Origin of the sequence: Algoriphagus boritolerans DSM 17298 = JCM 18970, from assembly GCF_900108085.1 — a bacterium.
Classification (GTDB): Bacteria; Bacteroidota; Bacteroidia; order Cytophagales; family Cyclobacteriaceae; genus Algoriphagus; species Algoriphagus boritolerans.
In genome coordinates, this window is sequence record NZ_FNVR01000033.1 from 1 (window position 1) to 24119 (window position 24119).

21 protein-coding genes and 1 pseudogene are annotated in these 24119 nt (G+C 42.5%); 7 read left to right on the forward strand and 15 right to left on the reverse strand.

Annotation, left to right across the window (positions count from 1 at the left end; all coding sequences use genetic code 11):
* Positions 1–381: 381 nt before the first annotated feature.
* From cas2 to cas6, 10 genes are read right to left on the reverse strand one after another with little or no spacing between them, the layout of a single operon-like run.
* Entirely contained in the window at positions 382–645 is a 264-nt protein-coding gene (cas2, locus tag C4S61_RS18830; RefSeq protein ID WP_103926342.1) for a CRISPR-associated endonuclease Cas2, read from the reverse strand.
* Position 646: 1 nt separating this feature from the next.
* Positions 647–1651, reverse strand: coding sequence for a type I-B CRISPR-associated endonuclease Cas1b (gene cas1b / locus C4S61_RS18835; RefSeq protein WP_103926343.1), 1005 nt, complete (start codon positions 1649–1651; stop codon positions 647–649).
* Between the two features lie 59 nt (positions 1652–1710).
* A complete protein-coding gene (locus tag C4S61_RS18840; protein ID WP_103926344.1) occupies positions 1711–2274 on the reverse strand; it encodes a plasmid pRiA4b ORF-3 family protein in 564 nt (187 codons plus the stop codon).
* A gap of 37 nt (positions 2275–2311) precedes the next feature.
* On the reverse strand, positions 2312–2833 hold the full coding sequence (gene cas4, locus C4S61_RS18845; protein WP_103926345.1) for a CRISPR-associated protein Cas4: 522 nt from the start codon (positions 2831–2833) through the stop codon (positions 2312–2314).
* The gene (locus C4S61_RS18850) at positions 2830–3900 is read right to left on the reverse strand and encodes a PDDEXK nuclease domain-containing protein (RefSeq protein WP_103926346.1); all 1071 of its coding nucleotides are present in this window, start codon (positions 3898–3900) and stop codon (positions 2830–2832) included. Before C4S61_RS18850 ends, cas4 begins: the two co-directional genes overlap by 4 nt.
* Positions 3897–6689, reverse strand: a complete 2793-nt coding sequence (gene cas3, locus C4S61_RS18855; protein WP_160111275.1) for a CRISPR-associated helicase Cas3' — start codon at positions 6687–6689, stop codon at positions 3897–3899. Before cas3 ends, C4S61_RS18850 begins: the two co-directional genes overlap by 4 nt.
* Positions 6673–7446: a type I-B CRISPR-associated protein Cas5b gene (gene cas5b, locus C4S61_RS18860; protein WP_103926348.1), complete on the reverse strand. Its 774-nt coding sequence runs from the start codon at positions 7444–7446 to the stop codon at positions 6673–6675. Before cas5b ends, cas3 begins: the two co-directional genes overlap by 17 nt.
* 14 nt (positions 7447–7460) lie before the next feature.
* Positions 7461–8372, reverse strand: coding sequence for a type I CRISPR-associated protein Cas7 (locus C4S61_RS18865; protein ID WP_235010111.1), 912 nt, complete (start codon positions 8370–8372; stop codon positions 7461–7463).
* 5 nt (positions 8373–8377) lie between these two features.
* Complete coding sequence (locus C4S61_RS18870) at positions 8378–10318, reverse strand: hypothetical protein (RefSeq protein WP_103926350.1); 1941 nt, start codon at positions 10316–10318, stop codon at positions 8378–8380.
* Positions 10315–11112, reverse strand: coding sequence for a CRISPR-associated endoribonuclease Cas6 (gene cas6, locus C4S61_RS18875; RefSeq protein WP_103926351.1), 798 nt, complete (start codon positions 11110–11112; stop codon positions 10315–10317). The genes C4S61_RS18870 and cas6 overlap by 4 nt, the downstream gene beginning before the upstream one ends.
* Positions 11113–11325: 213 nt before the next feature.
* Between cas6 and C4S61_RS22385 the strand changes: the two genes are divergently transcribed.
* The gene (locus C4S61_RS22385; RefSeq protein ID WP_235010112.1) at positions 11326–11619 is read left to right on the forward strand and encodes a hypothetical protein; all 294 of its coding nucleotides are present in this window, start codon (positions 11326–11328) and stop codon (positions 11617–11619) included.
* Entirely contained in the window at positions 11615–11965 is a 351-nt protein-coding gene (locus C4S61_RS22695) for a hypothetical protein (RefSeq protein WP_407640582.1), read from the forward strand. Before C4S61_RS22385 ends, C4S61_RS22695 begins: the two co-directional genes overlap by 5 nt.
* A gap of 88 nt (positions 11966–12053) precedes the next feature.
* Here the strand turns inward: C4S61_RS22695 and C4S61_RS18885 are convergent, their stop codons facing one another.
* Positions 12054–13130, reverse strand: a complete 1077-nt coding sequence (locus C4S61_RS18885; protein WP_103926352.1) for a hypothetical protein — start codon at positions 13128–13130, stop codon at positions 12054–12056.
* A 307-nt stretch (positions 13131–13437) separates the two neighbouring features.
* On the opposite strand from C4S61_RS18885, the gene crtD reads away from it, so the two are divergent.
* The gene (crtD, locus tag C4S61_RS18890) at positions 13438–14910 is read left to right on the forward strand and encodes a 1-hydroxycarotenoid 3,4-desaturase CrtD (RefSeq protein ID WP_103926353.1); all 1473 of its coding nucleotides are present in this window, start codon (positions 13438–13440) and stop codon (positions 14908–14910) included.
* A gap of 564 nt (positions 14911–15474) precedes the next feature.
* On the opposite strand, the gene C4S61_RS18895 is transcribed toward crtD, so the two are convergent.
* From C4S61_RS18895 to C4S61_RS18910, 4 genes and pseudogenes are all read right to left on the reverse strand, one after another.
* A complete protein-coding gene (locus tag C4S61_RS18895; RefSeq protein ID WP_146064443.1) occupies positions 15475–15909 on the reverse strand; it encodes a hypothetical protein in 435 nt (144 codons plus the stop codon).
* A 62-nt stretch (positions 15910–15971) separates the two neighbouring features.
* The gene (locus C4S61_RS18900; RefSeq protein WP_103926355.1) at positions 15972–18584 is read right to left on the reverse strand and encodes an alkaline phosphatase D family protein; all 2613 of its coding nucleotides are present in this window, start codon (positions 18582–18584) and stop codon (positions 15972–15974) included.
* 186 nt (positions 18585–18770) lie between these two features.
* A pseudogene (locus C4S61_RS18905) lies at positions 18771–19202 on the reverse strand (RagB/SusD family nutrient uptake outer membrane protein); the annotation flags it as partial.
* A 194-nt stretch (positions 19203–19396) separates the two neighbouring features.
* The gene (locus tag C4S61_RS18910) at positions 19397–19897 is read right to left on the reverse strand and encodes a regulatory protein RecX (RefSeq protein WP_103926356.1); all 501 of its coding nucleotides are present in this window, start codon (positions 19895–19897) and stop codon (positions 19397–19399) included.
* Between the two features lie 70 nt (positions 19898–19967).
* Between C4S61_RS18910 and tpiA the strand changes: the two genes are divergently transcribed.
* The 4 genes from tpiA (at position 19968) to recJ (ending at position 24118) form a co-directional block, all read left to right on the forward strand.
* A complete protein-coding gene (gene tpiA / locus C4S61_RS18915; RefSeq protein WP_103926357.1) occupies positions 19968–20729 on the forward strand; it encodes a triose-phosphate isomerase in 762 nt (253 codons plus the stop codon).
* A gap of 249 nt (positions 20730–20978) precedes the next feature.
* A complete protein-coding gene (gene prmA, locus C4S61_RS18920; RefSeq protein ID WP_103926358.1) occupies positions 20979–21815 on the forward strand; it encodes a 50S ribosomal protein L11 methyltransferase in 837 nt (278 codons plus the stop codon).
* Positions 21816–21900: 85 nt separating this feature from the next.
* Positions 21901–22092 carry a hypothetical protein gene (locus tag C4S61_RS18925; RefSeq protein WP_103926359.1) on the forward strand — a complete coding sequence of 64 codons (192 nt, stop codon included), beginning with the start codon at positions 21901–21903 and terminating at the stop codon, positions 22090–22092.
* Positions 22093–22393: 301 nt separating this feature from the next.
* A complete protein-coding gene (recJ, locus tag C4S61_RS18930; protein ID WP_103926360.1) occupies positions 22394–24118 on the forward strand; it encodes a single-stranded-DNA-specific exonuclease RecJ in 1725 nt (574 codons plus the stop codon).
* Position 24119 lies beyond the last annotated feature (1 nt).

The window sequence follows — 24119 nt, forward strand, 5'->3', positions numbered from 1 at the left end:
ACTCAAATTTCAATTCCAGTAAGGTGCGATTGAAGGGTTAAATATATTTTTAAAAATAATTTACCTTTTGCTATTTCAATTCCAGTAAGGTGCGATTGAAGGTTTTTTGGATTTTGTCGTTAAATTCAGGCTGGAATTATTTCAATTCCAGTAAGGTGCGATTGAAGGCCGACAGACCTCGCTCAAAAATAAGCCTAAAAACCATATTTGAGCACTTTATTTTTAAAAAAACCGGGGCTCAAGTTGTCGATCTTTGGTAACCCGATTTTATCCGGACATCGACAACTATTTGGAAAAGCCAAACTTAAGCTTTATCAGAAGAATTGGTCCTCATCCAAGTCTGCTATTGGCTCATTTTGCCGCATTCGACAACCAAAATGCCTAAATAATAGTATCCAGACTGTTTTTTTCTATTCCTATAATTTCCTTCTCCAGCCATTTCTCGTCCCGGCTTTTAAAAATAATGACACTGTCTTCCTCTTCTTTCATGATTTTTTTTGCCACAGAAAGGAGCTCCTTCAGTTTTACCTCCGTAATTTCTCCCTCAAAAACGGAGTTCTGAATCCAATTGAGGTATTGCCTGCAAAGCTTCAACATCTTAGTGACTCTCCGCTCTCCAATATCATAAACCAAAATCACATACATCTTACCACCATATTTTAAAAGGTTGATAGCTCTCCATTTCCAGTAGATGCTTACTGAGTTTATAGCATTCCAGCTTTACCAAATGCTTGTATGAAACCTGTTTTTTCAAAGTCCTGTGTGCAATCGTCTCGGATAATCGTTCTTCAAATGCCTTGATAAAGGTTCGCTTTCCGGATTCCTTGAGAATGACCCGGTTTACCTGAATATCAAAGTCCTTGGATTGAATTTCTTTTTTATTCAATACCCTAAAAATCACCCGATCCACCAATATCGGCTTGAATATCTCTGCGATATCCAGAGCAAGGGAATACCTTCGGTACCCGGGTTCGTGCAAAAAACTGATCGTCGGATTGAGCTGGGTATGGTAGATTTGATCCAGACATTGCGTATAGCACAGCATGTTGCCAAAGCTGACTAGAGCATTTACTTCATTCAGTGGAGGCCGCATACTTCGACCTTCCATGGCGTGGTCGTTAATAATAGTGTCAAAGCCACTGTAATAAGTTTGACGGATATTCCCTTCGATTCCCATCAATTCCGGGACGGCTTTGGTACTGGCTATTTTTCCATTTAGCTGTTCTATTTTGACCAGTTGGGACGCTAGATCTTTATCCCGGTTGTGGTAATAGCGGAGGTTTTTGATGATGTTGAAGGCACTTCCTTCGATAAACTTTTTAGCAATCTTGAGACGCTTTTCAAGGTCGAGGTAATGCCTGGTTTGTTGGATCTGCATTTTGCCGGCCAGAAGGTATTCCTTGGGTTGAAAGCTACCGGTGTAATGTTCGTAATAATCAAAAAAATGTACGCTGATCCCCGCCTTTCCCAGGAAATTGAACAGGGCAGAATTGGCGTCCAGGGAGCCAAAACAGTATAAGTCGGAAACACCTTCAACTGGAATAAACTTGGGCTGCCCTTCTCTTCCGTTTTCATCCACTGGAATAAACTTCAGCGTATTGTCTTTGCGGCTCAATCTCCCTGGATTGAAGAGATAATAGGTTTTTTTCATGGGGATTCATTTGGGAAAGGATAAAAGATCTTCCGAAGATTAAATGATTGCCTGGCCGATTAAAGTGAAAATGTCACAGCATATTTAGTTTCTTCCAAGTCAAACCCATTTGCGTCCCACTGATCTCTGGGTTTTAGACCCAGCCATTTTTTCGTGTCTTTATGATCCGGGTGTTTGGGGTTTTCTAGGATCGATTTCAATTCTTCATATCCCCAGACCCCACCACAGTCTTCGGGTGGGCATGCACCTTTTCCACCCATCAGCAAGGGCCCAATTTGTGCCTCATTCAATACCTCTTCTACTGTTATTTGATGAATCCAGTCATCTCCAAAATCATAGATGTAACAAAACTTCTCGCCTTTGACCGTTAGATACTGGCTTACCAGCGTGGTTTTTGCATCTTCCAATTCTTCATCGGACCAGTCTTCATCAGCTATGCCAATTTGAGGATAAGACCCAAATCCTTCCGGGGAGAACTGAAATAGGTGATAGCCATGCCAACCAAAAGCAGCCTGAATAACTTGATGAAGTTGTTGAAATGTAAGTTGACCCGGAATCTTGAGTCTTCGCCATACGGGTGGTTTGGTGATTCCTTTAAGTTGAATTTTCAGTTGTAAAATCATTGTATTGTGAATTTAAGTCTTGAAATGTTAGATGGCCTCAAGTTACTTTTTCCTCCAATTCTCCGGAGTAACAAAAATCAAAATAGCTGCATTTTTTACAAATCGGCTTTCTTTCTAGGGGAGGACAGGAGTCTTGGCTGGTAAGAGATTGGATTTCGCTGATCCAATCTTGGATTTTTTCATCATCACCTTCCTCCCAAAAGACCGATTCCCGCTGTCGGAGTCGGGGATATTCCAGAATGGCCTGAGGATCCTCGATTCCGTTTTTCCGGAGGATGTATAGGTAGTATTTCACCTGTGCAATATGGGCGGTTTCTACCTTATCGGACTTTTTGACTTCGTGGATGGTTCTGGTTTTTGGATCATAGAAGTCGATTTTCACCCCATCGATTTCCAGTTCGGTGTATTTGGCCGATCGGTCTTGGTAGCTCGTTTCTCCGATTAGTTTTCCTTCAGCGACTATATCGGAAGTATGCTCCATTCGGATGCCGTTGGCATGAAGCCAGGTTTGGCGCTTGCATACATGGTAGAGGTTGATAAGTGTGGCGTTGATGGTCACAGTTCTAGATTGTCTTCAAAAATTGAATGCAGTTTTTTCTGTAATAAGGCCTTATCAGGCAGATGCATGGTATATTCGGCGACCATGGCCGGAGATAGATTCCTGCTTAATGCATACTCCACCACTTCCGCATCTTTACCTTTACAGAGTAATATCCCGATGCTGGGATTTTCATGTTTCTTCTTTACGTCCCTGTCGAGCGCTTCAAGATAAAAATTCAGCTGACCGAGATGCTCAGGCCGAAATTTATCGGCTTTGAGCTCAAATGCGACCAGACATTGCAGTCCGCGGTGGTAGAACAGCAGATCGATAAAGAAGTCGCTTTTCCCAACCTGTAGCTTAAATTCTTCACTTACAAACAGGAAATCTCTGCCCAGCTCCAGCACAAATGCTTTCATCTGGCTTATCAGTGCCTGCTGTAGTTCACTTTCCTTTATTGGGTCATTTATATTTAGAAATTCAAATACGTAGTTGTCCTTGAAGATGCCAGCAATTTCGGATTGCTTTGCCTTCAGGGCCGGCGACACTTGTATGCCCGATAAAGAGCGTTCATATATGCCGCTATTAATCTGTCGTTCGAGTTCCCGGACGCTGTATGCTTCCTTTATTGCGCGTTCGATATAGAATAGCCGTTCTTCATTGGATGCACAGCGGGACATAATGACAAGGTGGTGTGTCCAGCTGATTTTGGTCAGCAGACAGTCTCTTTGCCGGGATAAATCTAATTGTGTCATCAGTGATGACACAATTTTATCACTTTCATTTCCAGCTGTTTGCATTTGTACCGTCATTGATGACACAACTGCTGTTCCGGCGTAGGTTTCATAAAATTGCTTCATCCGGTAAAGCCCCCTCCGCTCAAATCCTTTTATCTCCGGATGGCTCTTTTTGATATAAGCAGCCAGTTCCGTTACGGTTTTTTCCCCCCAGACAGCCTGCTGGAGCTGCAGGGAAATATAGGCTCCTACTTTCCAGTACACATTGATCAGCTCGGTATTAACAGCGCTAATGGCTTTACCTCGCGCCTCTTGAATAAGCAAGACAATCTGTGTAAACTGCTTGGTCATAAAAATTGGGTTTCGTTACTGTTGAAATCAGAATCACGCATTCCTGTATCTACAGCATAGAATTCATACCAGCGTGCTAGGTATTTGTAGCCAAATACACTTTTCTCCATATCCGAAAACAAGACAATCTGCTGTTCTACTTTATCTGTAGCAAACAAAGAGAACACATACCTGGACATAATGCCCTGCAATATTTTGTCGTCCGTTTTGCTTCTTGCGAAATCTTCCTTTTTACGTTCTTTACTGTTATGGATTAGAGCCAAATAAATGTCAAAAACCTCAGCACCCTCAATTTCACTGTTTGCATTGGGATAGACTTCATGTTGGTTTAAAAAATCTACTTCTGCCGAGGTAAAAACAACATCAACCTGTCCTTCGATACTACTATCAACCGTAATGGGGACAGCAATGGGCACAAAGCAAGAAAGGTTGTTCTGGTCAATTAGTTTAAACTGTTCATGAACGGATTGGTATTTTAACTGTTTGATTTTATGCTCATAATCCTGGAAGCCAACCACCATCTCTTTATTGTTCCATTCATTTCTATTATTCAGCACGAGATCGTAGAGCTTGTCAAAATCCTTGTTACACAAGATTTCCTGATAGGTATCCCGGGTGATAAATCTACGTGTCAGTTCAAGTCTTTTATCTTTTCCATAGATGATGGCCTCCTTATTATAGTTAAAGAGAAACAAGGAGCAATCCTCCTTATTGACATTCCGATTGATCCTACCTGCCAATTGCTCATCGCTATCGATCAGGGAGCGGTCTTTAAAGCCCAAATCCATATCGATATCTACGCCGGCCTCCACTACCTGAGTCGTCACCAAAAGTATTTTCTTTTGGCGGTTATTTTTATTTTTCAGGTAGTTGATGATTTCCTTCCGGCGGTGCGGCAATATGGTTCCAGACAGGAGCAAGACTTCATCGAAAAAATCCGATTTCTTTATCAATTTGTAAAACTCCGTAGCCGTTTTCTTAAATATAAATTCAATGATGGCATACACACTGCCGAATGGTTTCGCCCTTCCAAAATCTTTGCCGACATAATTTTCAGACTCCAAAAGCAGTCTTTCTGCAATTTCCTGAAGTTGTAAATCATCACGGTCAAATAGCTCAAAATTGAAATTAACCCGGCCTGCAAAATTGGGGTTGTTGAAATACCTTTTTTTTGCAGTTGGCAATAGGTAGGTGAACTCCTGCACCTGATTTTTAATGACATGGAGTCTGTCCAATTTGGGTAGTGTGGCCGACATTAGAATAAACTTAATATTGAACTTGTCGGCATACTGCTTGATGAAATAGATGACTTTATCCCAATGCTCCGGATTATACGATTGCAGCTCATCGATAACTACGATAGCGTTGGCCAAACGGTGCAGCAGATAATTGATTTCCTTTTCGTTCGTTTTCAGTATATCGAAGAATCGGATATGCGATAAAAATGCGAACGGATAGTTGACAAAGAGGTGGTGGATATAATTCAGTTTATCACTGCCATAGGCATCATCTTCCTCATTCCTCATCACTTTCATTCCTGCGTTGGAATGCAACTCCACCATTTCATGATCAGCCAAAAACAAGGTGTCTTTTAACGCTTTATACGTTTGCGTAATCAACGTAGTAAAAGGAAATACGTAAAAGACCTTATTATATTTGCCGTGGTGCAATTTAAGCAATTCTAAAGCAGCCAACGCTGACAAATTTGTTTTTCCACCTCCCGTAGGTGCTTCAATATAGAATAGGTTTTGGTTCTTATTGGCTCGGATATTCCGAATGACTTCAATAGCCATTTCAGTTCGCAGCAAGTTCAGATTATCTCCATTTGCTACTATTGGATGTTGCAAGTGATAGTGGTCTACCTTCTCAAATACCGCTTTGTTGTAGTTTCGTTCTCCCTCAGTTTCGTTAATCCATTCCGACCCAGTGACATGCGTATAAATTTCATTTATCCGGTTTTCTGACAGTACTCCAAATTCTTTAATAGGAGCTTGGTTCATGTATGCATGGGTTGCTAGATAGTCGGAGGCGGTGAGAAGTGAAAAATTGAGCCTGCAAAGTGCATAGAGTGAAAAAGAGTTATGCTCGACCAGCCTCAGATTTGATTTTAGCCAATCGTTTTTGCCTATCATGCCCAGGATATTGGGATTGATTTGATATCCAAAACGGTTCAAGTAATTGGATAGAAATTGAGAGACCTCCTCAAACTTATATTTGGCTTGAAACGTATCAAAATTGGTCGTACTCAGCGTGTCATCTGTAAAGCGACTGCTGTGGTGTTTGAATATCGAATAAGACAAATAAATACAGGCGGTGATCAAACGTGGATTCCCGTTGTATTCAAAGAATATTTCGTGCAGGTGCTTGGTCAAATAGATATAGGCACTCAATGCGGAATGTGTTGATCCTATCGGGTTATTGCCCGGAAGAGCACCTTTAAATAAATCGTTCTTCATTTTATCAAGCTGGAAATGCTCGTTGATCTTGCCAAAATCATGAAAAACAATGGTGTGGATAAATAGCTTCTTGAGATAATTAGACGTTCGTTCATCACCGCCCTTGTCGTAGTCAGCAACAAGTTTGTTGATGACTTCATCGAGACAATGTACTTCAATTAATCGCAATGCACACGTATTCACCAGCCTGACATGCTCTTCCAAGGTTTCTTTCGGAAATGTCATAGCAGACCTGGGCAAGTGTGCAAAATAAGCTTCTGCATCTATCAGAAAATCCGACAACGCAGGCAACTCACGGACTATCTCATTTGATGATTTAAGATAATTGGGCATAAGCATCTAAATCATCCAGAAAATATAGATTTTCCAAGAGCTGCGCATTTTTGATCTGGTAGGTCGAATAGGCAAATTCTACCAGTTCGTACTGCATCAGTACTTCGTCAAACTGTTTAGGCAACCGTTCAAAATAAACAAAAGGTGACTCCTCAAAATTGAAGGGTTTAGAAAAATCCGGAAACGGGGCTTCTAGCTGATCTTTCAGCTGTATCTCTTTTTGAAATACAGTTACAATTTTCACGCTTTCACCTGCCCTAATTGTTATATCTGAAAACCTATGTTCTTTATAGCTGCTCGGTTCCCACCATGCCGTGAATTCATTTTTCCCCAAATAGGGTACAAAAACCGAGTCCCCTTTTTTTAGAGATGCCAGAAGTTGATCGTGCAAAGCGTCACTTTCATCCAATAGCAGATAAATACGATAAGCGGGATTAATTAAGGTCAGTTCTTCTGTTAAGAAATTGGTGCCTTTATTGGCATATCCTATCGTATTCGTATACTTAATATTCGTTTTTGCATAATTTCCTTTTTCATGCTGCAAGGGTTCTACTCCAACCTTTACACCTTTCAGCTTTTCGTAATAAGCAGGCAGCTTATCTTTCTCCCGATAACCGGCCAATCCCAAGACAGCTCCCAAAAAACCTAAAATAGCAGGCTTGTGGATGATGTTGTACGATAGATTGATCGTGTTATTGGTTTCAGGCTTTCGGAAAAAAGCAAAATCGGCCTTCACATCAAATGATATCAGTTTCATAGCAGCAGTGTTTGTCAAAGCTCCGTGAATACCGCCCCAGCAGGTTCGCTTAATACTTTTGTATTGGCTTTGTTATAATAGATTTCAATTTTTTCAATTTCACTTTTCACATGAGCCTCTGCTAATAAAGATGACACTTTCGATAGATCAATTTCTTTGCCTTCGTTAACCTCAATTAAGCTCACAAAAGAAGGCAGTACTAACTTAGAGTCAGCTTTCAGCTGCACCCAAAGTAACAACTCGTTTTCTGTGCCTGCTTTTGCGGCAGAGTCATAATAGGTAGCGCCTTTGCGTAAGCCCTCCTTCAATTTGGCAATATCTGCATCTGTCAGGCCTTCAACTCCCACACGTGTTACATCTTCTTCAATATTTTTAGGGTTTACCGAAAAGTGATGCACATAATGACCTTCTTGCAAACGTGATTGAGAACCTAAAGTCGTCATGGTGCTATCCGCACTTTTATCATTGGAATTTCTAAAAGGTGACATAATTTGTTCAGAATAAATCACGTTTTCTGTAAACTTATTTAGGCCATGGGTTATCTGACAAGTGCCATGGATGGAAATGTTGGTTTTACCGGCATAGGTTCCACCAAAAAGTTTGACGTCTAAACATTTTAAAATATTCCCTAATACTTCTAATCGAAGCTTGGTTTTATCATTCGATTTAAATTCTCCAAAATGGAGATTATATGTTTCATCCAAAGTGCGCGGAGACATTTCTTCGCTGAGCGATTTGAAATAGAACACTTTTTCGGCTAGGGCGTCTTTCCAAAAGTTGCGTATGGAATATTTCAAGGCTTTATCTGTTGCATAGACCGTCCCATTAGGCAGTTTACGAGGTTGACCGGAAAAGTCTGCATTGTAATTGGAGTTGATCGATTTAATAATTGCGGCTCCGTAAACACGATTGTTGAATGTTGTCATGATTGTTATTTTGAAGAATTAGAACTGAATAATTGATTTTTGGCAAATGCCCCAGATAGAATTTGAGGTAGGAGATGTTTTAAATTGGCGTCTGTTTCGTAGCTCAATACGAAAGCTGCTACTTTCTCAAAGTTTTTAGAGAAGTTTTCATGTTTATAGCGACCGAAATCATTAGCAATCGCCTTTTTGAATTCCGCACATTTCGATTGCTGCAAGTACGGTTCAAGCAGATTGAAGCTGTTGTCAGCTGATTTACTTTTGCTTAATATGTACTCAATGACTTGCCCTGCTGCAAAAGCAAATTTCTCATCCGTAATACCAGTTGGTTCTTGTTCGTCTATAAGTGCTCGGACGAAGTCTTGGTATTCTTTTAATTTATTGACCATATCTATAGTTTTTTTAGGATTAAAATAGTCGTAAAGGCTGTACCATATATTGAGCTTTTCCTTGATTCCATAATCATTGTGGTTCTTCACATCATCCAATATGCTATTGAAAACCATTTCATAAAAAGCATGACCATCAATACTGCTTCGCTGTGATTTGCACACAAAATCATAGACGGCTTTGCGGTATTTGGAAAAGGAAGAAAAGGTCAAGTCAAGTTTAGCATAATCTTCCTTATTCAGGTCACCGAAGAAATCTAGCCGATGGTACCTGTTTTGAATGAAGGGCTTTAATACTTGTAGTTCTAAGTCAAAAATATTCTTGATCAAAGGATAATGCTTGTCCGCTTTACCACCTTTTTCCTTTATTTCAAATAGGTTATGGATGGTGAGATCCCTGATCTTATATTCAAATTTGGACACATAATCAAAATCTTTAAAGACAATCCCATCCATCGTATTTTGCCAGAACAACAGGTAATAATTCGACAAGTCTACTTCATTGTCGGTAATTAGTTTTTCTACAATTTCTTTGTATCCTAGTTTGAAGTCACTTTCTCTGAAAAGACCAATGACTTTGTTTTGCAACTCATCCTTATAGATAAATATAGGCAGTGGATTGGGCAGCGTTTTATTCGGGAACATATTCTTCAGATCGTTCAGCAGTTTTGCATCCTGATTTGAAATTCTACCGGTGATGTCAAAACTGGCAGTCTGGTGCATTAAAAAAGGCATGTTCCCATTAAAGCCGTTCATAAAGTTATTGGTACCGAATATTAAGCCTTCTCCATTGGGTTCGGTATTGTATTTATCAGTGTTAAAAAGCTTGTCATCTAAATACTTTTTATGCACTTCCTTGTACTGCGCTACAGGTAGATCCAGATAAAAAAGGATGTAGTTGCTATCCTCTAAAGGTTTGACCCTTAGGAGCGCTTGTTCGTAATCCGCTAGTTGGTTTTTTAAAGATTCTTTAGCGATTTTTTCTTTCTCTTCCTTAAATAGATGTTTTAAAGTCTCTATTTTTTCTGTTAGTGAGTCGAATACGATTTTTCGTTCCTCCTCAATCTTTTTAAGGACACTTGAAAAAGTATTATTCGTAAAAAAGTGCTTGAAGATAACATACTTTTCTTGCTCCTCTTCTTCTTTGAAAAGCAAGAATGCCTTTGTAAAATAATCATTGAAGCGTTCATAAATCTGCTTCTTCTTTTTGCTTTGATTCTCACTAAACTTGGCTCCACCCTCTAAATGTTCCCTTTTAAAAGCCACCGCAAAAGGGGAGCAGGTATGAATTGCTTTTGTTGGAAGGTCGAAACATTTATAGGTATCGATACACCAAGCATTCTGATGCAACAATTTGCAATTTTTTAGAAAATCAGAAACATCCGATTTTAGCTTTTTTGAGAAAAACTCATAAAAATAATTCGTGGTATCCATTGATGTCACACCAGATTCATCAGTTTGGTACTTCATCAGGATATGTAATCCTTCTTTAGGGGAAGAACCTAAATTTTTAAATTCCTCATCTAGATTTTCCGTAAAATTTATCAGTTCTTTAATCATAGCTTTTTAATTTTCACTTCCACACACCCAAACCCCTGACTGTTCAAATGCCCGAAGCCGGAGTAATAGCCGATTTCATGAAGTTCCTCAGGGCCCTCTAGAATAAATTCGAAACTGTAGCCGATCAGCTTGCTCTCTTGCGGAGTCATCTGCTTGATCACCACTCCGTTTTTATAGATTTTCCCTACCGGTTCAAATCGATAATCAAGATCTTGAAAGGATTCACCTTTCTGTTCCACTCCCGCTATGGCTTGTGCTGCCCATTTGGAAATCAGATTTTGAACCAGCAACTCACCATACTTAGGATGGCTTGGGTCCAGGTAGTTTGCTCCACCGGCTGCTCGCTTTTCCTTGATTAGGATGGGAGACAGGCAGCGGTAGTACATGTTTCGTTGGAAATAGACCGGAGCAGTGGCCTCAATTTTAGATACCTGATAGTTTACTCCCGAAATCTGATCCCCGAGGAAAAACTGTTGACCCAAAAACAGCCCTTTAATAAATTCTTCCGCTGCCCGATCTATTAAAAATGATACCCAAAGCTCCGCTCTTGTGCCGAGGTGCTCGATTCTGCCCTGATTGATATGCACGCGCTGTTTATCCAAAAATACCCTGGAAAAAGTGAAAAGGCGAAACGGCTTATTGCCCAATCGGTACCCTTCGTCATGGAGAAAGGCGGAGAAATCCTCATTTCCCCGTTCAATCACCCTGTAAATGGCCGAAGAGAGCTCATACTGATAGTTTATCGGGATGAATCGCCGCTGGTCGGCTCGCTCTAGGGTTAGTTTAAATCTCATTTTCAAAAGCTTAATGTTCAAATCTAAGAATTCTTCATTCCTTTAAACACCTAGTGACACTACTTGTCACATCTTGACCTCTGGAAAAATTCTTAGCTAGTTTACGGTAAAAAATGGTCTGAAAAATACCCTGTACTGGGTTTTTTTTGAGTTTCTGTCAGTAATTGACAGTGTTTGTTTTAGCAAATAGTGGTGCTAACCTTTCATTCAAGGGTGAAAGACGACCTCTGGATGATTGAATCCTCACTCTTCGTGATCCGTCACAAAGACAACCTAGCTTTCAGCACCGTCAAAGAACGAGAACTGCCAGAAAATACTGCCCAACTCATCCTCAAAGACGAAAAAATCGAACTGACCAGCACGCAGTCCAAAATGAAGTATCACCGAAAGCTCAAAAGGGTGGCTGTAAGGATGATCAAAACCAGCAAACCATCGAGCTGTTCACCAACAACACAAGTGGGCTGCTCCGATCCTCGGCGATCTTTACAAATCACGATGGGAGATTGAGGAATTCTTTTGGGACATCAAACAATTACTGCATATCAAAACCTTCATCGGAATCTCGAAAAATGCAGTCATTATCCAGATCTGGACTGCCTTGATCGCAATTCTGTTGCTAAAAGTTATGCATGCAGCAGCAAAATTCGTAAAGCATCGGCCTAACTTTGTTGCCTTTATCCGATGTTCTTGCCTTTTCGGTTTTACTGGCTGTAGTTTTATCAAAAGTCCGTTTGCGGGTCCTGTATCCGGTTTTGCTTACTTCCTCTATACGCCGATTAGGTTTGCTCATGGCAGCAGGGCTCAGAAGAAACGGGAAGAATTACTTGAGGGGTTGAGTGACAAAACAGAATAATCGTCTGTTAGGAAAAATGGACTTTTACTTAATATGCAAAAAAATCCCCCGAGAGTGCTCGGAGGATTTGGAAAGTATTTTATTTTAATTAGTCTTCCTCGTTAGTTTCTTCTATGGATTGGTCAGAACAATAAAATCTGATATTTAGTGTATTATCATTTTTCACAGATTCACCATTTACTTTTGTATCAGTCCAAATTTGAGCTTTTCCACTGGCATTACAATCTGCCATAACTTCAAATTCAAAGGAGATTGCTTCCGCATCCGTACATCCGATGTCTCCAGTCCAAGTTAAGACTGTATTATTTCCATCGTTATTTACAATATATTGTTTTCCATCAGGAGCTGTATAAACACCCTCTTCGCTTACATCCAAAATTTGCGGGAAAGTAAAGTTAACCACAGCATCTTCAAGTGGCTCTGCAGCATCATAGGTAAAAACAACCTTTACGAGATCAGTACCTGCTACAATAGCTTCATAAGAGAAAGTCTCTTCATCGCAACCAGAGCAAATTTCATGCAATGCATAGCTTACAGCAGTAGGGACGTTATCGCATGTAAATGGTAAGGTGTTTTGCCCTTGTGTGTATGTTCCGCTAACTGTATCATTCTGCCCTTGAAGAAATACTGGTTGACCAGAAATTCCTGCAACTCTTAGCGCAAAAGATTCTAAATCACACTTATTCCAATCAGTTTCAAATTCACCCAGTTCAAATTCAAAAGTATGGGTTGAGAATGGTATCCCACCGTTATCAAAAGTATTGTTATAATCTATTTGATAATTGCAGTTTTGAGCCTGTCCACTTAAGGATGAATCAAATGGATAAGATAGTTGAATCTCCTCCATAGTGTTTGAAGAATTGGCGGTAACTTTTATGTAAAGCTTCTCCATATCATTCCACACTTCTACATCAGCATAATTGTCATTATTGTTTGATGTCGTAGTAAAACTTTGAACTACTGGCTCCGCCACACAATTTGCACAAGTGGAAAGACTCGCATTTGCACCACCCATACCAAAAGGAGTCAAGTTGAATCCCGCCTTGTTCGCTGCGGCTTGCTCATTCATCAAGTCAGCCGTTTCATACGTGCCTGTTTGGCTACACGCTCCCAGAATTAACCCTACCAGAGCCAATCCCAAAAATTTGAGTTTTAAATTTCCCATAGTGTTTGATTTTTATTAAATATAAAAGCTTTTTTGAATACAAAAAAATGATTTTTAAATTAAATAATATAGAAAATATTAGTTTTACTTATGGTTCTGGTGAATATTTCTGTGCAAATCTAAAAAGTGGGATTTTTTGTTAACTCATCTAGAAAAGGTTTTCCCAGATTTCCGGTATTTTTCCAGAAATCCTCAAGTTGTGGAAAAGTTAAAACGAGAAAAGAATTTTTAAAAAAAATGAAAATATTTACAATCAAGTGCAAACTCAACCAACAAATCGCCAGTTTATTCAGATGATTTTAATCAAATGAAGGAAAAAGCATTAATCATCGGTTCCGGTATCGCAGGCATTGCAGCCTCCATCCGTTTAGCAGTCAAAGGCTATCAGGTGGAGGTTTTCGAAGCAAACGCTTATCCGGGTGGGAAGCTTTCCGAGTTGGTGATTCAGGGCTACCGTTTTGATGCCGGGCCTTCTCTTTTTACGCTACCTGATCAAGTGGAGGAACTTTTTAAACTAGCTGGCCAAAATCCCGATGAACATTTTAAATATCTAAAGCTGGATGTAGCGTGTCATTACTTCTGGGAAGATGGCAAGCAATTGAAGGCTTGGTCCGATGTCAATCGCTTTGCAGAAGAGGTAGAGACCAAATTAGGTGAACCCGCATCCCACATTCGGGAAGCCTTGAAACGATCGGCATTTATCTACGATCATCTGGCCCCACTCTTTATGCACCGTTCCTTGCATAAGTTTGGGACGTGGACCAATCCACAGGCGCTCAAGTCCTACCTCAAAATGGGCAAGCTTGGGATTTTTTCAACGATGAATAAGGCAAATGAACAACAGTTTCAACACCCAAAATTGATTCAGCTCTTCAATCGGTATGCGACATACAATGGATCAAACCCCTACCAAACTCCCGCTACGCTGAATATCATTCCGCATTTGGAATTCAATATCGGTGCATTTTTTCCAAAAAAAGGCATGCACGATATCACCATGAGTCTTTACAAATTGGCCAAATCGCTGGGGGTAACCTATCACTTCATCTCGCCGGTGGAAGAAATCTTGGTAGAAAATGGAAAAGCAGTCGGTGTCCTTACCAAAGAAGGGGAATTGCGAGCCGACATCGTGGTGAATAACATGGACATGGTCAATGCGTACAAGACCATTTTGCGCAAGCAAAAGCAACCCAAGTTACTACTCGAACAGCCAAAATCAAGTTCAGCCTTGATCTTCTACTGGGGTGTAAAGCAGCATTTCCCAGCACTGGATCTACACAACATTCTTTTTTCTGGGGATTACAAAGCCGAGTTTGATCATATTTTCAATAAAGGCTCCATCTATTCTGATCCCACAGTGTACATCAATATTACTTCCGTCTACAAAGAAGACGATGCCCCGGCTGGATGCATGAATTGGTTTACCATGATCAATGTCCCAAATAATCAGGGCCAGGATTGGGACAAAATGATCGCTGAGGCCAGAAAAAATATCCTCGCAAAAATCAACCGAATACTAAAAACCGATCTCGACCCACTGATCGAAGTGGAAGAAATCCTGGACCCGAGGACCATTGAATCGAAAACATCCTCCGCTCAGGGTGCATTGTACGGGAATAGTTCCAACAACAAATTTGCGGCATTTCTTCGCCATGCCAACTTCTCTTCCGATATCAAAAACCTGTACTTCTGCGGAGGATCTGTCCATCCGGGAGGAGGTATTCCGCTATCGCTACTGTCTGCGAAGATTATGACGGAGTTAGTAGTCAGTGATCTGTGATCGGTTTTCAATCTGGAAAAGTGGTGGTGATTTTGGAAAAGGTAAGTAGTGAAGAGTGAGTCGTGTGAAAGTCCCCCTAAGTCTTAAATATTCCGCAAACATACAAAATGGAAATGACTGTGGTTTAATGTAAAAGCAGGGGTATTGTCACCTTGAGCGGAGTCGAAAGGTCCTCGTACTTCCCGACTCTCGTCGGTAAGGTGCTCGGACTGACACAATTTTTGTTTCTTAAAATCAATCTGTCATCGGTAGCTGAGTCGAAGGGTCAGCTTGACCTGGTTTTGTGCCAAATTCCCCGTTTCAATTTTGACGGTTTGAAGAACCCTATTCCCTCGATATGGAGGGATCATCACCCAGTCTTCCTTACGCAAAGCAGTGCGGCCACTTGGCTCTAAAACCAGGCTTTCTCGCCATTTTTTAGTTTGTCCAAAAGCGCATCTTCGCCCTATATGTCGTTCAGAACGGGCCCGCTGGTACTTCGGAAGATGCTCAGGGTATTTTCTAAAATGCTTTCTTCTTCCAGTCTTTTGATGAATTCGCCAATCGGCTAATCGGCCTCCGGAATCACGTCACCCCTAGGTCCAAGTCCTGATTTTCCCACAAATCCCGGATTAGGTGTGCGCGGTACATGTGGCTGCTTAAGGGCATAATAAAGGAAAGTAGCCAGGATGTAACTGTAGTCAAAGCCAATCTGATTAGGTCTGGGACTGTCGCTTCTATTCCAACCGGTATCACCTGAGCCCAATCCCAGATGCCATTTGCCGACGATTCCAGCGTTGTAGCCTTGGGCCTCTTGGACAAGGTGAATTGGGCGGTATCGATCAGCCGGAGAGCACTGCCGGGAAGGAACTTGGCGTTTTGATTTCTCCAGGGATAAACACCTGTAGTGATGGTTATCAGCTGGGAATACAAGTCGCCGACGGGGCATAGCCGTTCGTAAAACGGATACCTCCATCGGCGTTTGATCGATGTTCGGCGTGGATAATTGAGTCGCTCCATAGGGACTCAGATCTCCCTAGCCGAGGTCATCCAGCTAGATAATGACGATGTTTGAATTGCATTTAGGCAAAAGTTACGAGGATTTCCCTATCGGTGTCAGAACTTGGTTTCATCCCCTGGAATGTTTTGGTTTCTCCGGAATCGAGGTTTTTGACCTCGATGCGGTGTGTAGAATTTGAGAATACCTTTGGGCGAAAAGAGCTGCTATTTACTCTCAGATTGTATTCCAGTATTCCTGTAGCTTCATCGAAGATGGAAACCAATGGGTTGTCTACCCCCTGAAATTTTAAGGTATCCAGGTAGGCTAAGGCTTTTCTACCATAGTTATCCGCTTCGGTTATCTGAATCGGCCAGCCGTCAAATTGACCCCCTGGATTTTCTTTTGGATTGACGTATCTCGGCCAGCATTCGATTTCCATGGACTTTTTCACTTTGTCAAAAGTAATAATCCCATAGCCGGTACTTCGGTCGTGAACGATAGCCGGAAATATGCCGGTCTGATGTGGGTTTGCCACGGCATGAATGGTCATCTTGTTGCCAAAGCCATCGTGGAAATTTCCTGTGTTTGGAGCTTTTCCCGGGATAGGCTGATGACCTTCGGGTAATTTGGGCCACCAGCGGCGGGGAAAGAAATTATTCAGGGCGGGACCGGAAAATGCATAGCCCGAATCGCCAAATTCATCCACTCCATACTGGACCGTGCTGGGTAAATGCTGATCTCCTGCGATGTGCAGAGCGAAGGATTTTCGGATCAGGCGAAGCGCCTCATCCCGGCCTTTTTGGGGCCAACCGTTGGAGTCCATATCAGTGGTGGGTGCGTCACCTGGAACGTATTCTCCAAGTTTTGGGATTGGCAGCCTTGGGACAATACTATCTATAATGCTTCCTTCTGGAAGTGTGGCCACCGTGCAGAAATTAGTTTGCGAAAGCACGGCTTTCATCCGGATATCAGCATCCCAGTTTTGAGTCCATTTTTCCAGGAAGTCCATTTGGCGTTGACCCAGAAGATTTGCCTCTAAATCGTAATACTTTTTGATGTCAAAGTCTGGATTTTGGATAAATCCATTGGTGACTTTTGCCTCTTGGGGAAGGACGTTTTTCGGGGCGGATTTGAACTTTCGGTCTTCTATGATGGCGAAACTCACCCCACCATAGACCCATTCGGTATAATAGACTCCGATATCCTGTTTTACGGGAGTCGGATCAAAGGGGTCCGGGAGATGGCTGGTTTGCGTACGCTGGACCATATTGACCCATTTGGGGGACATTTTATAACCCCCCTGATCTTGGGCGTCATAATTCCAACCTTTATCCGTAGGAGCATTTTTCCCGCCTTCACCCCAGACATTTCCATGGTATAAGTCATGATCGTCAGGGATGATTGCAGCGGGGATATTTCGAAAAATCTCTCGATAAGACCAGCCGAACATATACCATTTGTGAAGGTAATCCAGATAGGATTTTTCCAACGGGCTGGTTTGTATTCCAAAACCACCGGTGCTCTCATAGAACTGATCTCCAAGAAAAAGAGCTAAGTCCGGCCGGTGAATGGCCACGTGTTCGCTTACTTCCTGATCGGGAAAGCCATAGTCAGCATTGCAGCTGAATACTGCCACTTTGAGTTTTTCTGATGGGCTTGGTTGCCTTGCAATTTCACCTTGATAAAAGAATTCCGAATTTCCGGTTTTGAGGGGAAAATCCAGAAATACGCGATAAGGTACCTGCTCTTTTTTGTCCCAATTTTCGATACGAAAATGAACATAACGCCCTTCCGGGTCTAGTGTAGCGTTGGCAACTGTTTCCCATTTACCCGCTTGATGGAGTTGGAGGAGGACTTCAAGTCCCTGTACTTTCTCCACTGGAGCGAGTTGAGCAGTGAGTTTGAGAGTATTTCGGTTCACGGTGTATTGTGCGAAGACGATGGGTCCAAAAATCTGCCGTGGGTCTGTGACGATTTTTTCTCCCTGAAACTTCCAGTCTGAAAAAGTTACCAAAGCCTCATCGCTTTGATCATCCTTACTTGTGTGGGCTACGAGTGCCAAGTTACCACTAAGGTCTTCCATCTTGATCCCCTCAGTTTGGAGTTGAACCGGGGAACTGAATCCGGTATCATTTGATGCTGATAGCGCAAGGGTGTAGGAATTCCCTGTCCACTTTGCCTGCATGCTCAGATAAACCGGACGATTCAGATCGACTTTGGCTTCGGTGCTTTTATCACCGATTACCAGCTGGCCTAAACCATTGATCCCGAGATCAATACCCTGTCCAAAGACAGCGGCGGAGCGATAATCTATAAATTTTCCCTTGGCTCCTGATCTAAATCCCACATAGGCGTTGGGATTTCCCTTCAAGCTCTCGTTTCTCCAGTAGACGAGGACGGATTGTTCGAAATCCTCCTTTCCATCCCGCAGTTGGTGGGTGAGTATATGGAGGGTGCGGTTTGGGGCAGAGATGACGCAGGCTGCCTTACCGTCCTGAATCTCCCAGTCCTGCAGCCTGTTTCCCCAATACTCCGGACCGATCCAGTGAATATCCGGCCAGTTTTCCCAATTGCTTTGAAACACCGGAGTGGGTGTGGAAAATAGCTGCCGAATGCCTGTGAAGCCCTGACTTAGCATAAAGGGCGTAGAAAATGAGGTCAATGCCATGGCCTTCACGGCCGATCGTCGTTTCATGATTTGTTTTTAATAGGATGATATAAATAATGCTTCCATAAAGCCTTTCAATATAAGATTTTGCCCTGAAGAAGTTGAAATTCGTCCAAGACATTTCACTGATTTAAGTCTTGGATTGATAGTCACTTCGCTTTGAGGTACCGGCCAAAGATTGTCCACTCCTTCACGGAATTTTCTGGAAGTCACCTACCATCGGCTGTGGGGATCAGGTTGCCTATTTTTCAATCGCTTTTTGACTGCTCCCGGAAACGAAGCCCCATAGAAATCTGCATTGAGGACGTCCTTGGCGAGGTTCCAACGGAGCAGATCCCTGTATCGAAGACCTTCGCAGGCCATTTCTACGCTGCGTTCTTTTCTCAAGATCTGTCTAAGCTTTGCTGGCGAAGTTGTGGTAATTGGCGGCATAGCTACGGAAGCTCTTCCTCTGACCCTATTGATCGTAGCGTCCAAGTCGGATTGAGATATGGGCTTTCCTGCCTCCAGCTTGGCTTCCAGATAGCTGAGCAAAACTTCCGCATAACGGATGACTGGGGTATTTCCACCGTAGTTCATGAGGTTTCCGGAGAAGCTTTCGTCGACGAATTTTTTCAGGCCAAAGCCACTTGGTGTAGTCTGCTTTTTTACGCGGCTCGGTTTTCTGAAGCTGTACCTTGTTTTTAAGTTGTACCGGTTTTTTTAAACCTATTCGGAGTTTAGGTTCATGCACTACGAGGTGAAAAACAAGATACGCCTATTCGGCTCATCTATCACCGGATAGGCGGCGTTCCTTCGACTTGCAGAAAATGGTCAACAAGTCAACCGACCAAAAATTTCTACTGCAAACCGGCAACCGCCTCCTGCACCAAATCCTGCTCAAAGCCCCGACTTATCAAGTATTGGATGACTTTATAGCGCTTTTTGAAGGGATCTTTTTCAAGGGTTTTCTCCCACTTTTTCTCCGCTTGTGTCAAAAGGGTATCGTAATATTCATCAGGATCAATCTCTGAAAGCCCATATTGGAGACACCTGGGGCTGATTTCACGCATTTTCAGTTCTCTGGTGATTCGTATTTTTCCCCAATGCTTGATCCGGAATTTGCCCCGGGCAAAAGCTCTGGCGAAGCGCTCCTCATTCAAAAAATCTGAGGAAATCATCTCCGAGATCAGTTCCTCGGCCGCATCGCCTTTTATGCCTTTCTGGTATAGTTTACGACGCACTTCCCATTGACTCCGTTCCTGATAGGCGCAGTAAGTCTCTAGTTTTCCTTTAGCTTCTTCGAGGGACCAATACTTTTTTGGAGCATGATCCGGGTTATTTTTTCCCCAACCGGACATTTTTGGTAATTTTAGCCCAAAGTACCTCCCCATATTCTTTTTTCAAACCACACTAAATTTTAAACCTACCATGCGAAAGAAAATCGTTGCCGGCAACTGGAAGATGAACATGACCTTTGATGAAGGGCAAAAACTCACCTCCGAAATCGTAAATATGTACAAGGATGAAGCAGTCAAAGACGTGATTGCTGTCCTCAATCCTCCATTTCCACATATTTTCCCAGTCAAAAAACTAATCGGGGATACTCCCGGAATTGCTTTGGGATCTCAAAACTGTTCCGATAAAGAAGGCGGAGCCTTTACTGGTGAAGTATCGGCAAAAATCCTGGCTTCCTTTGGTGTACAATATGTGATTCTTGGCCACTCTGAGCGTAGAGAATACTTCAAAGAAGGAAATGAATTGATTGCCGCAAAAGTAAAGCAAGCCTTGGCTTATGGCCTTACCCCGATTTTTTGCTGTGGTGAGTCGCTCGAAATCCGATTGGCTGAAACTCACGAATCCAACGTAAAATTCCAGTTGACCGCGAGTCTTTTTGACCTAAGCCCGGAGGATATGGCAAAAGTGGTCATCGCCTACGAGCCAATCTGGGCTATTGGAACAGGAAAAACTGCCACCGCCGAGCAAGCTCAGGAAATGCATGGTGCGTTGAGAAGACACATCGCTACCAAATACGGCAAAGACCTGGCTGACAGTATTTCGATTCTTTATGGAGGCAGCGCAAATCCCGGAAATGCAAAAGAGCTTTTCTCCAAGCCAGATGTGGATGGGGGGCTTATAGGCGGTGCTTCGCTAAAGTCGAGAGACTTTTTGGACATCATCAAATCGTTTTAAATTTTGCATACCACAATGCTGTCTAATCTGAAAGGTCTGTTTGTGTCAGCCTGACCCTCTGACTTCGATCAGGGTGATAGAAGTTGAAAGTCATGTATAGGGCATACAGCCGAATTTCGACTTCTCGACTCTCCTTGGGAAGGTGCTCAAGGTGATAGGCAGCTTTTTGAGACAGCCTCGTAAAATCACAACAAAGGTCTGTGAATGCACAGACCTCCCTTTTACCCACAATGCATAGCCCAACTTTCAATGGATTACCTGGAGTTTAAAATCAAATGCCTGGAAGAATTTCAGGAAATCCTGATTGCTGAACTGGCGGAGATAGGCTTTGATTCTTTTCTGGAAAATGAAGATGGAATCGATGCTTATATTCTTCAATCAGAGTTTGATCGGAAGAAATTCACTGAAATAATTTCCAAGTATCAGCAAGCCGGGCAAATCACCCTGACTGAAGGGGTCATGCCTAAGGTCAACTGGAACGAAGAATGGGAGAAAAACTACGATCCCATTGAAGTAGAAAACTTGGTCTACGTCAGGGCTTCATTTCATGAGTCCAAGCCGGGTTTCAGGCATGAGATCGTCATCAACCCCAAGATGTCTTTTGGGACGGGACATCATGCGACGACTTATCAGATGCTCCGACATCAGGGAGAACTGGATCATACCGGAAAAAGAGTCCTGGATGTGGGCTCGGGTACCGGAATACTTGCAATCATGGCTCAGCTGCTTGGAGCGAGTCAAGTGGAAGCCTTTGACATCGATGACTGGTGTGTGGACAACGGGAATGAGAATTTTGATCTGAATGGATTGACTACCCGAATGGGCTTAGGGACGATCCGACAGGTCAATCCCCTTGGGCCATTTGAAATTATCCTCGCCAATATCAATAAAAATGTCCTTCTGGATGAGCTTGAAATTTATGCTGGGCTTTTGGCTCCTGAGGGCTTTCTGTTGTTGAGTGGATTTTATACCGAGGATATTGAAGATCTGCTCAACGCGACTACACCCCTTGGATTAGTCCTGAGAAAGAAATCTGCAAAAGACAATTGGGCCGCTTTGATTTTGCAAAAAATTGATGTCCCATAAGTTAAAAAGTGCTAAAGTTTTCCTCTTGAAACTGAGCAGGGGAATGAAATCTGCGATTTTATAATTTTGCCATTCACTTTCTAAAATGACTGAACTGATTACTTATGCGATCGTTTTTTTATTGCTGACAGGCCATTGCTTATTGGCGGGTAAGATGTATCGTGCAGTCCATCAGGATGCTAGCTTGAGTTTCAAAGAGAAAAACGATTGGAAGTTAAAATCCTTGGTTTTCCCGGGGTACTTCTGGTGGCAATACCAAAAGCAAAGACAGCGGTAGTACCTCTCATAAAGGAACTTTTAACCCTAAAGGCCGCTATCGGGGGATCGCTCAACTCGTGTCAAGGGGATTTTCAAATGATTATAATTTTTTTTCAACGACCATATAGCCTGTCCCGATCTTTCATCGGGAGAATGCCCAAAATAATCATCCCCCTGTGTGACTTTTTAGTCATGCTCGATTTCATGTGAATATAATTTGATTTTTTTTGGTCACATGGAATGCCCAAAATAATCATCCCCCTGTGTGAGAACCTTTTCTCATGGGCATTTCATCTCATTTACTTTTGTAATTTAGCCAGATGGAGTACGTATGGAAACAAAAACCCAAAGCCTCACAAGCAGCCATCGAAAGACTCGGTAAGGAAATCAATGTAAATCCTACCCTGGCCAATATGCTGATCAATCGGGGTGTGGAGAGTTTTGATCAGGCAAAAGATTACTTTCGACCAAGCCTCAGTCAGCTGCATGACCCCTTTCTGATGCAGGATATGGAGGCAGCAGTTCACCGCATTAGCAAAGCTGTAGTAAATCAGGAAAAAATCCTCGTTTATGGGGATTATGATGTCGACGGTACCACGGCGGTTGCGCTGATGTACAGCTTTCTGAAAACGTTCTATGCCAATGTGGATTTTTACATTCCCGACCGATACAAAGAAGGCTATGGGATCTCTGAGCGCGGGGTAAGAGTTGCTTCTGAAAATGGATTTTCCCTTATTATAGCACTTGATTGTGGAATCAAGGCGATGGATAAAGTAAAGTTGGCGTCTGAACTGGGAGTGGATTTTATCATTTGCGATCACCACACACCGGGTGATGAGCTCCCCCCAGCAGTGGCCGTTTTGGATTCAAAAAGGAAAGACTGTAACTATCCCTACAAAGAACTAAGCGGCTGTGGAGTCGGCTTCAAGCTGATTCAGGCTTATGCAAAATTCGCGGGAATGGAAGAGTCCAGTTTGTACAATTACCTTGATTTACTGGTCGTCAGTATTGCAGCGGATATCGTTCCCATTTCGGGTGAAAACAGGATTTTGGCTTATTACGGACTCGACCGGATCAATAATGTCCCAAGACCCGGTCTGAAAGCCCTAATCCTCCAAGCCAAGATTGAAAAGGAAATTCAGATCTCGGACATTGTATTCAAAATTGGTCCCCGAATCAATGCTTCCGGAAGATTGGAGCATGCCAAGGCATCAGTTGAGCTTCTCATTGCGCAAAATCTGGATGAAGCCATCGAGCGGGCAAAATTGGTGGATGAGGTGAATTCTACCCGGAGGAATTTCGATGAGAATATCACCAAAGAGGCTTTTGAGATGCTGGCGATACGTGAAGAGGGAGCGCAATGGAATTCCACGGTGCTGTTCAAGCAGGATTGGCATAAAGGTGTCATCGGAATAGTGGCCAGCCGATGCATAGAGAAATATTACCGGCCGACGATTATCCTGACCGAGTCAAACAATAAGGCCACCGGCAGTGCGCGCTCAGTGGTCGACTTTGATATTTATGAAGCAATAGCGGAATGCGCTGATCTTTTGGATCAGTTTGGAGGCCATAAATATGCTGCGGGCTTGACCCTTTCGGTCGAAAATGTACCTGCCTTTCAGGAAAAATTTGAAATGGTGGTTAGAAGTAGAATTGAGGAAATCCACCTCAAACCCGTCATAGAAGTAGATGACAGTTTGCTTTTGGACCAGATCAATTACAAGTTTTACAACATTCTGAAGCAAATGGCACCTTTCGGACCAGGCAATACCGAGCCCGTTTTCAGGATTTCCAACGTCTATGCGGAAGAAGTCACCGTACTTAAAGACAGGCATTTACGGTTCAAAATCGTGCAGGACGGACAAGTTACTACCCCAGTCTGTTTGGGTTTTGGCATGGCAGATCGGGCAAAAGATCCGGATTTGACTACTGTGAACATGCTGCGAGGAAAAATGCGCTTTGACATTGTCGTGGAAATGCGCGAGAATTTTTTCCGGGATAAGAGTAGCTTGCAACTCTATGTGAAAGATATCAAATTTGACTGAT

Excerpts from the sequence above, each read along its gene's own strand:
- cas2 (WP_103926342.1), bottom strand. The coding sequence starts at position 645 with ATGTATGTGATTTTGGTTTATGATATTGGAGAGCGGAGAGTCACTAAG.
- cas1b (WP_103926343.1), bottom strand. The coding sequence starts at position 1,651 with ATGAAAAAAACCTATTATCTCTTCAATCCAGGGAGATTGAGCCGCAAA.
- C4S61_RS18840 (WP_103926344.1), bottom strand. The coding sequence starts at position 2,274 with ATGATTTTACAACTGAAAATTCAACTTAAAGGAATCACCAAACCACCC.
- C4S61_RS18850 (WP_103926346.1), bottom strand. The coding sequence starts at position 3,900 with ATGACCAAGCAGTTTACACAGATTGTCTTGCTTATTCAAGAGGCGCGA.
- cas3 (WP_160111275.1), bottom strand. The coding sequence starts at position 6,689 with ATGCCCAATTATCTTAAATCATCAAATGAGATAGTCCGTGAGTTGCCT.
- cas5b (WP_103926348.1), bottom strand. The coding sequence starts at position 7,446 with ATGAAACTGATATCATTTGATGTGAAGGCCGATTTTGCTTTTTTCCGA.
- C4S61_RS18865 (WP_235010111.1), bottom strand. The coding sequence starts at position 8,372 with ATGACAACATTCAACAATCGTGTTTACGGAGCCGCAATTATTAAATCG.
- C4S61_RS18870 (WP_103926350.1), bottom strand. The coding sequence starts at position 10,318 with ATGATTAAAGAACTGATAAATTTTACGGAAAATCTAGATGAGGAATTT.
- cas6 (WP_103926351.1), bottom strand. The coding sequence starts at position 11,112 with ATGAGATTTAAACTAACCCTAGAGCGAGCCGACCAGCGGCGATTCATC.
- C4S61_RS18885 (WP_103926352.1), bottom strand. The coding sequence starts at position 13,130 with ATGGGAAATTTAAAACTCAAATTTTTGGGATTGGCTCTGGTAGGGTTA.
- crtD (WP_103926353.1), top strand. The coding sequence starts at position 13,438 with ATGAAGGAAAAAGCATTAATCATCGGTTCCGGTATCGCAGGCATTGCA.
- C4S61_RS18895 (WP_146064443.1), bottom strand. The coding sequence starts at position 15,909 with ATGGAGCGACTCAATTATCCACGCCGAACATCGATCAAACGCCGATGG.
- C4S61_RS18900 (WP_103926355.1), bottom strand. The coding sequence starts at position 18,584 with ATGAAACGACGATCGGCCGTGAAGGCCATGGCATTGACCTCATTTTCT.
- C4S61_RS18910 (WP_103926356.1), bottom strand. The coding sequence starts at position 19,897 with ATGTCCGGTTGGGGAAAAAATAACCCGGATCATGCTCCAAAAAAGTAT.
- tpiA (WP_103926357.1), top strand. The coding sequence starts at position 19,968 with ATGCGAAAGAAAATCGTTGCCGGCAACTGGAAGATGAACATGACCTTT.
- prmA (WP_103926358.1), top strand. The coding sequence starts at position 20,979 with ATGGATTACCTGGAGTTTAAAATCAAATGCCTGGAAGAATTTCAGGAA.
- C4S61_RS18925 (WP_103926359.1), top strand. The coding sequence starts at position 21,901 with ATGACTGAACTGATTACTTATGCGATCGTTTTTTTATTGCTGACAGGC.
- recJ (WP_103926360.1), top strand. The coding sequence starts at position 22,394 with ATGGAGTACGTATGGAAACAAAAACCCAAAGCCTCACAAGCAGCCATC.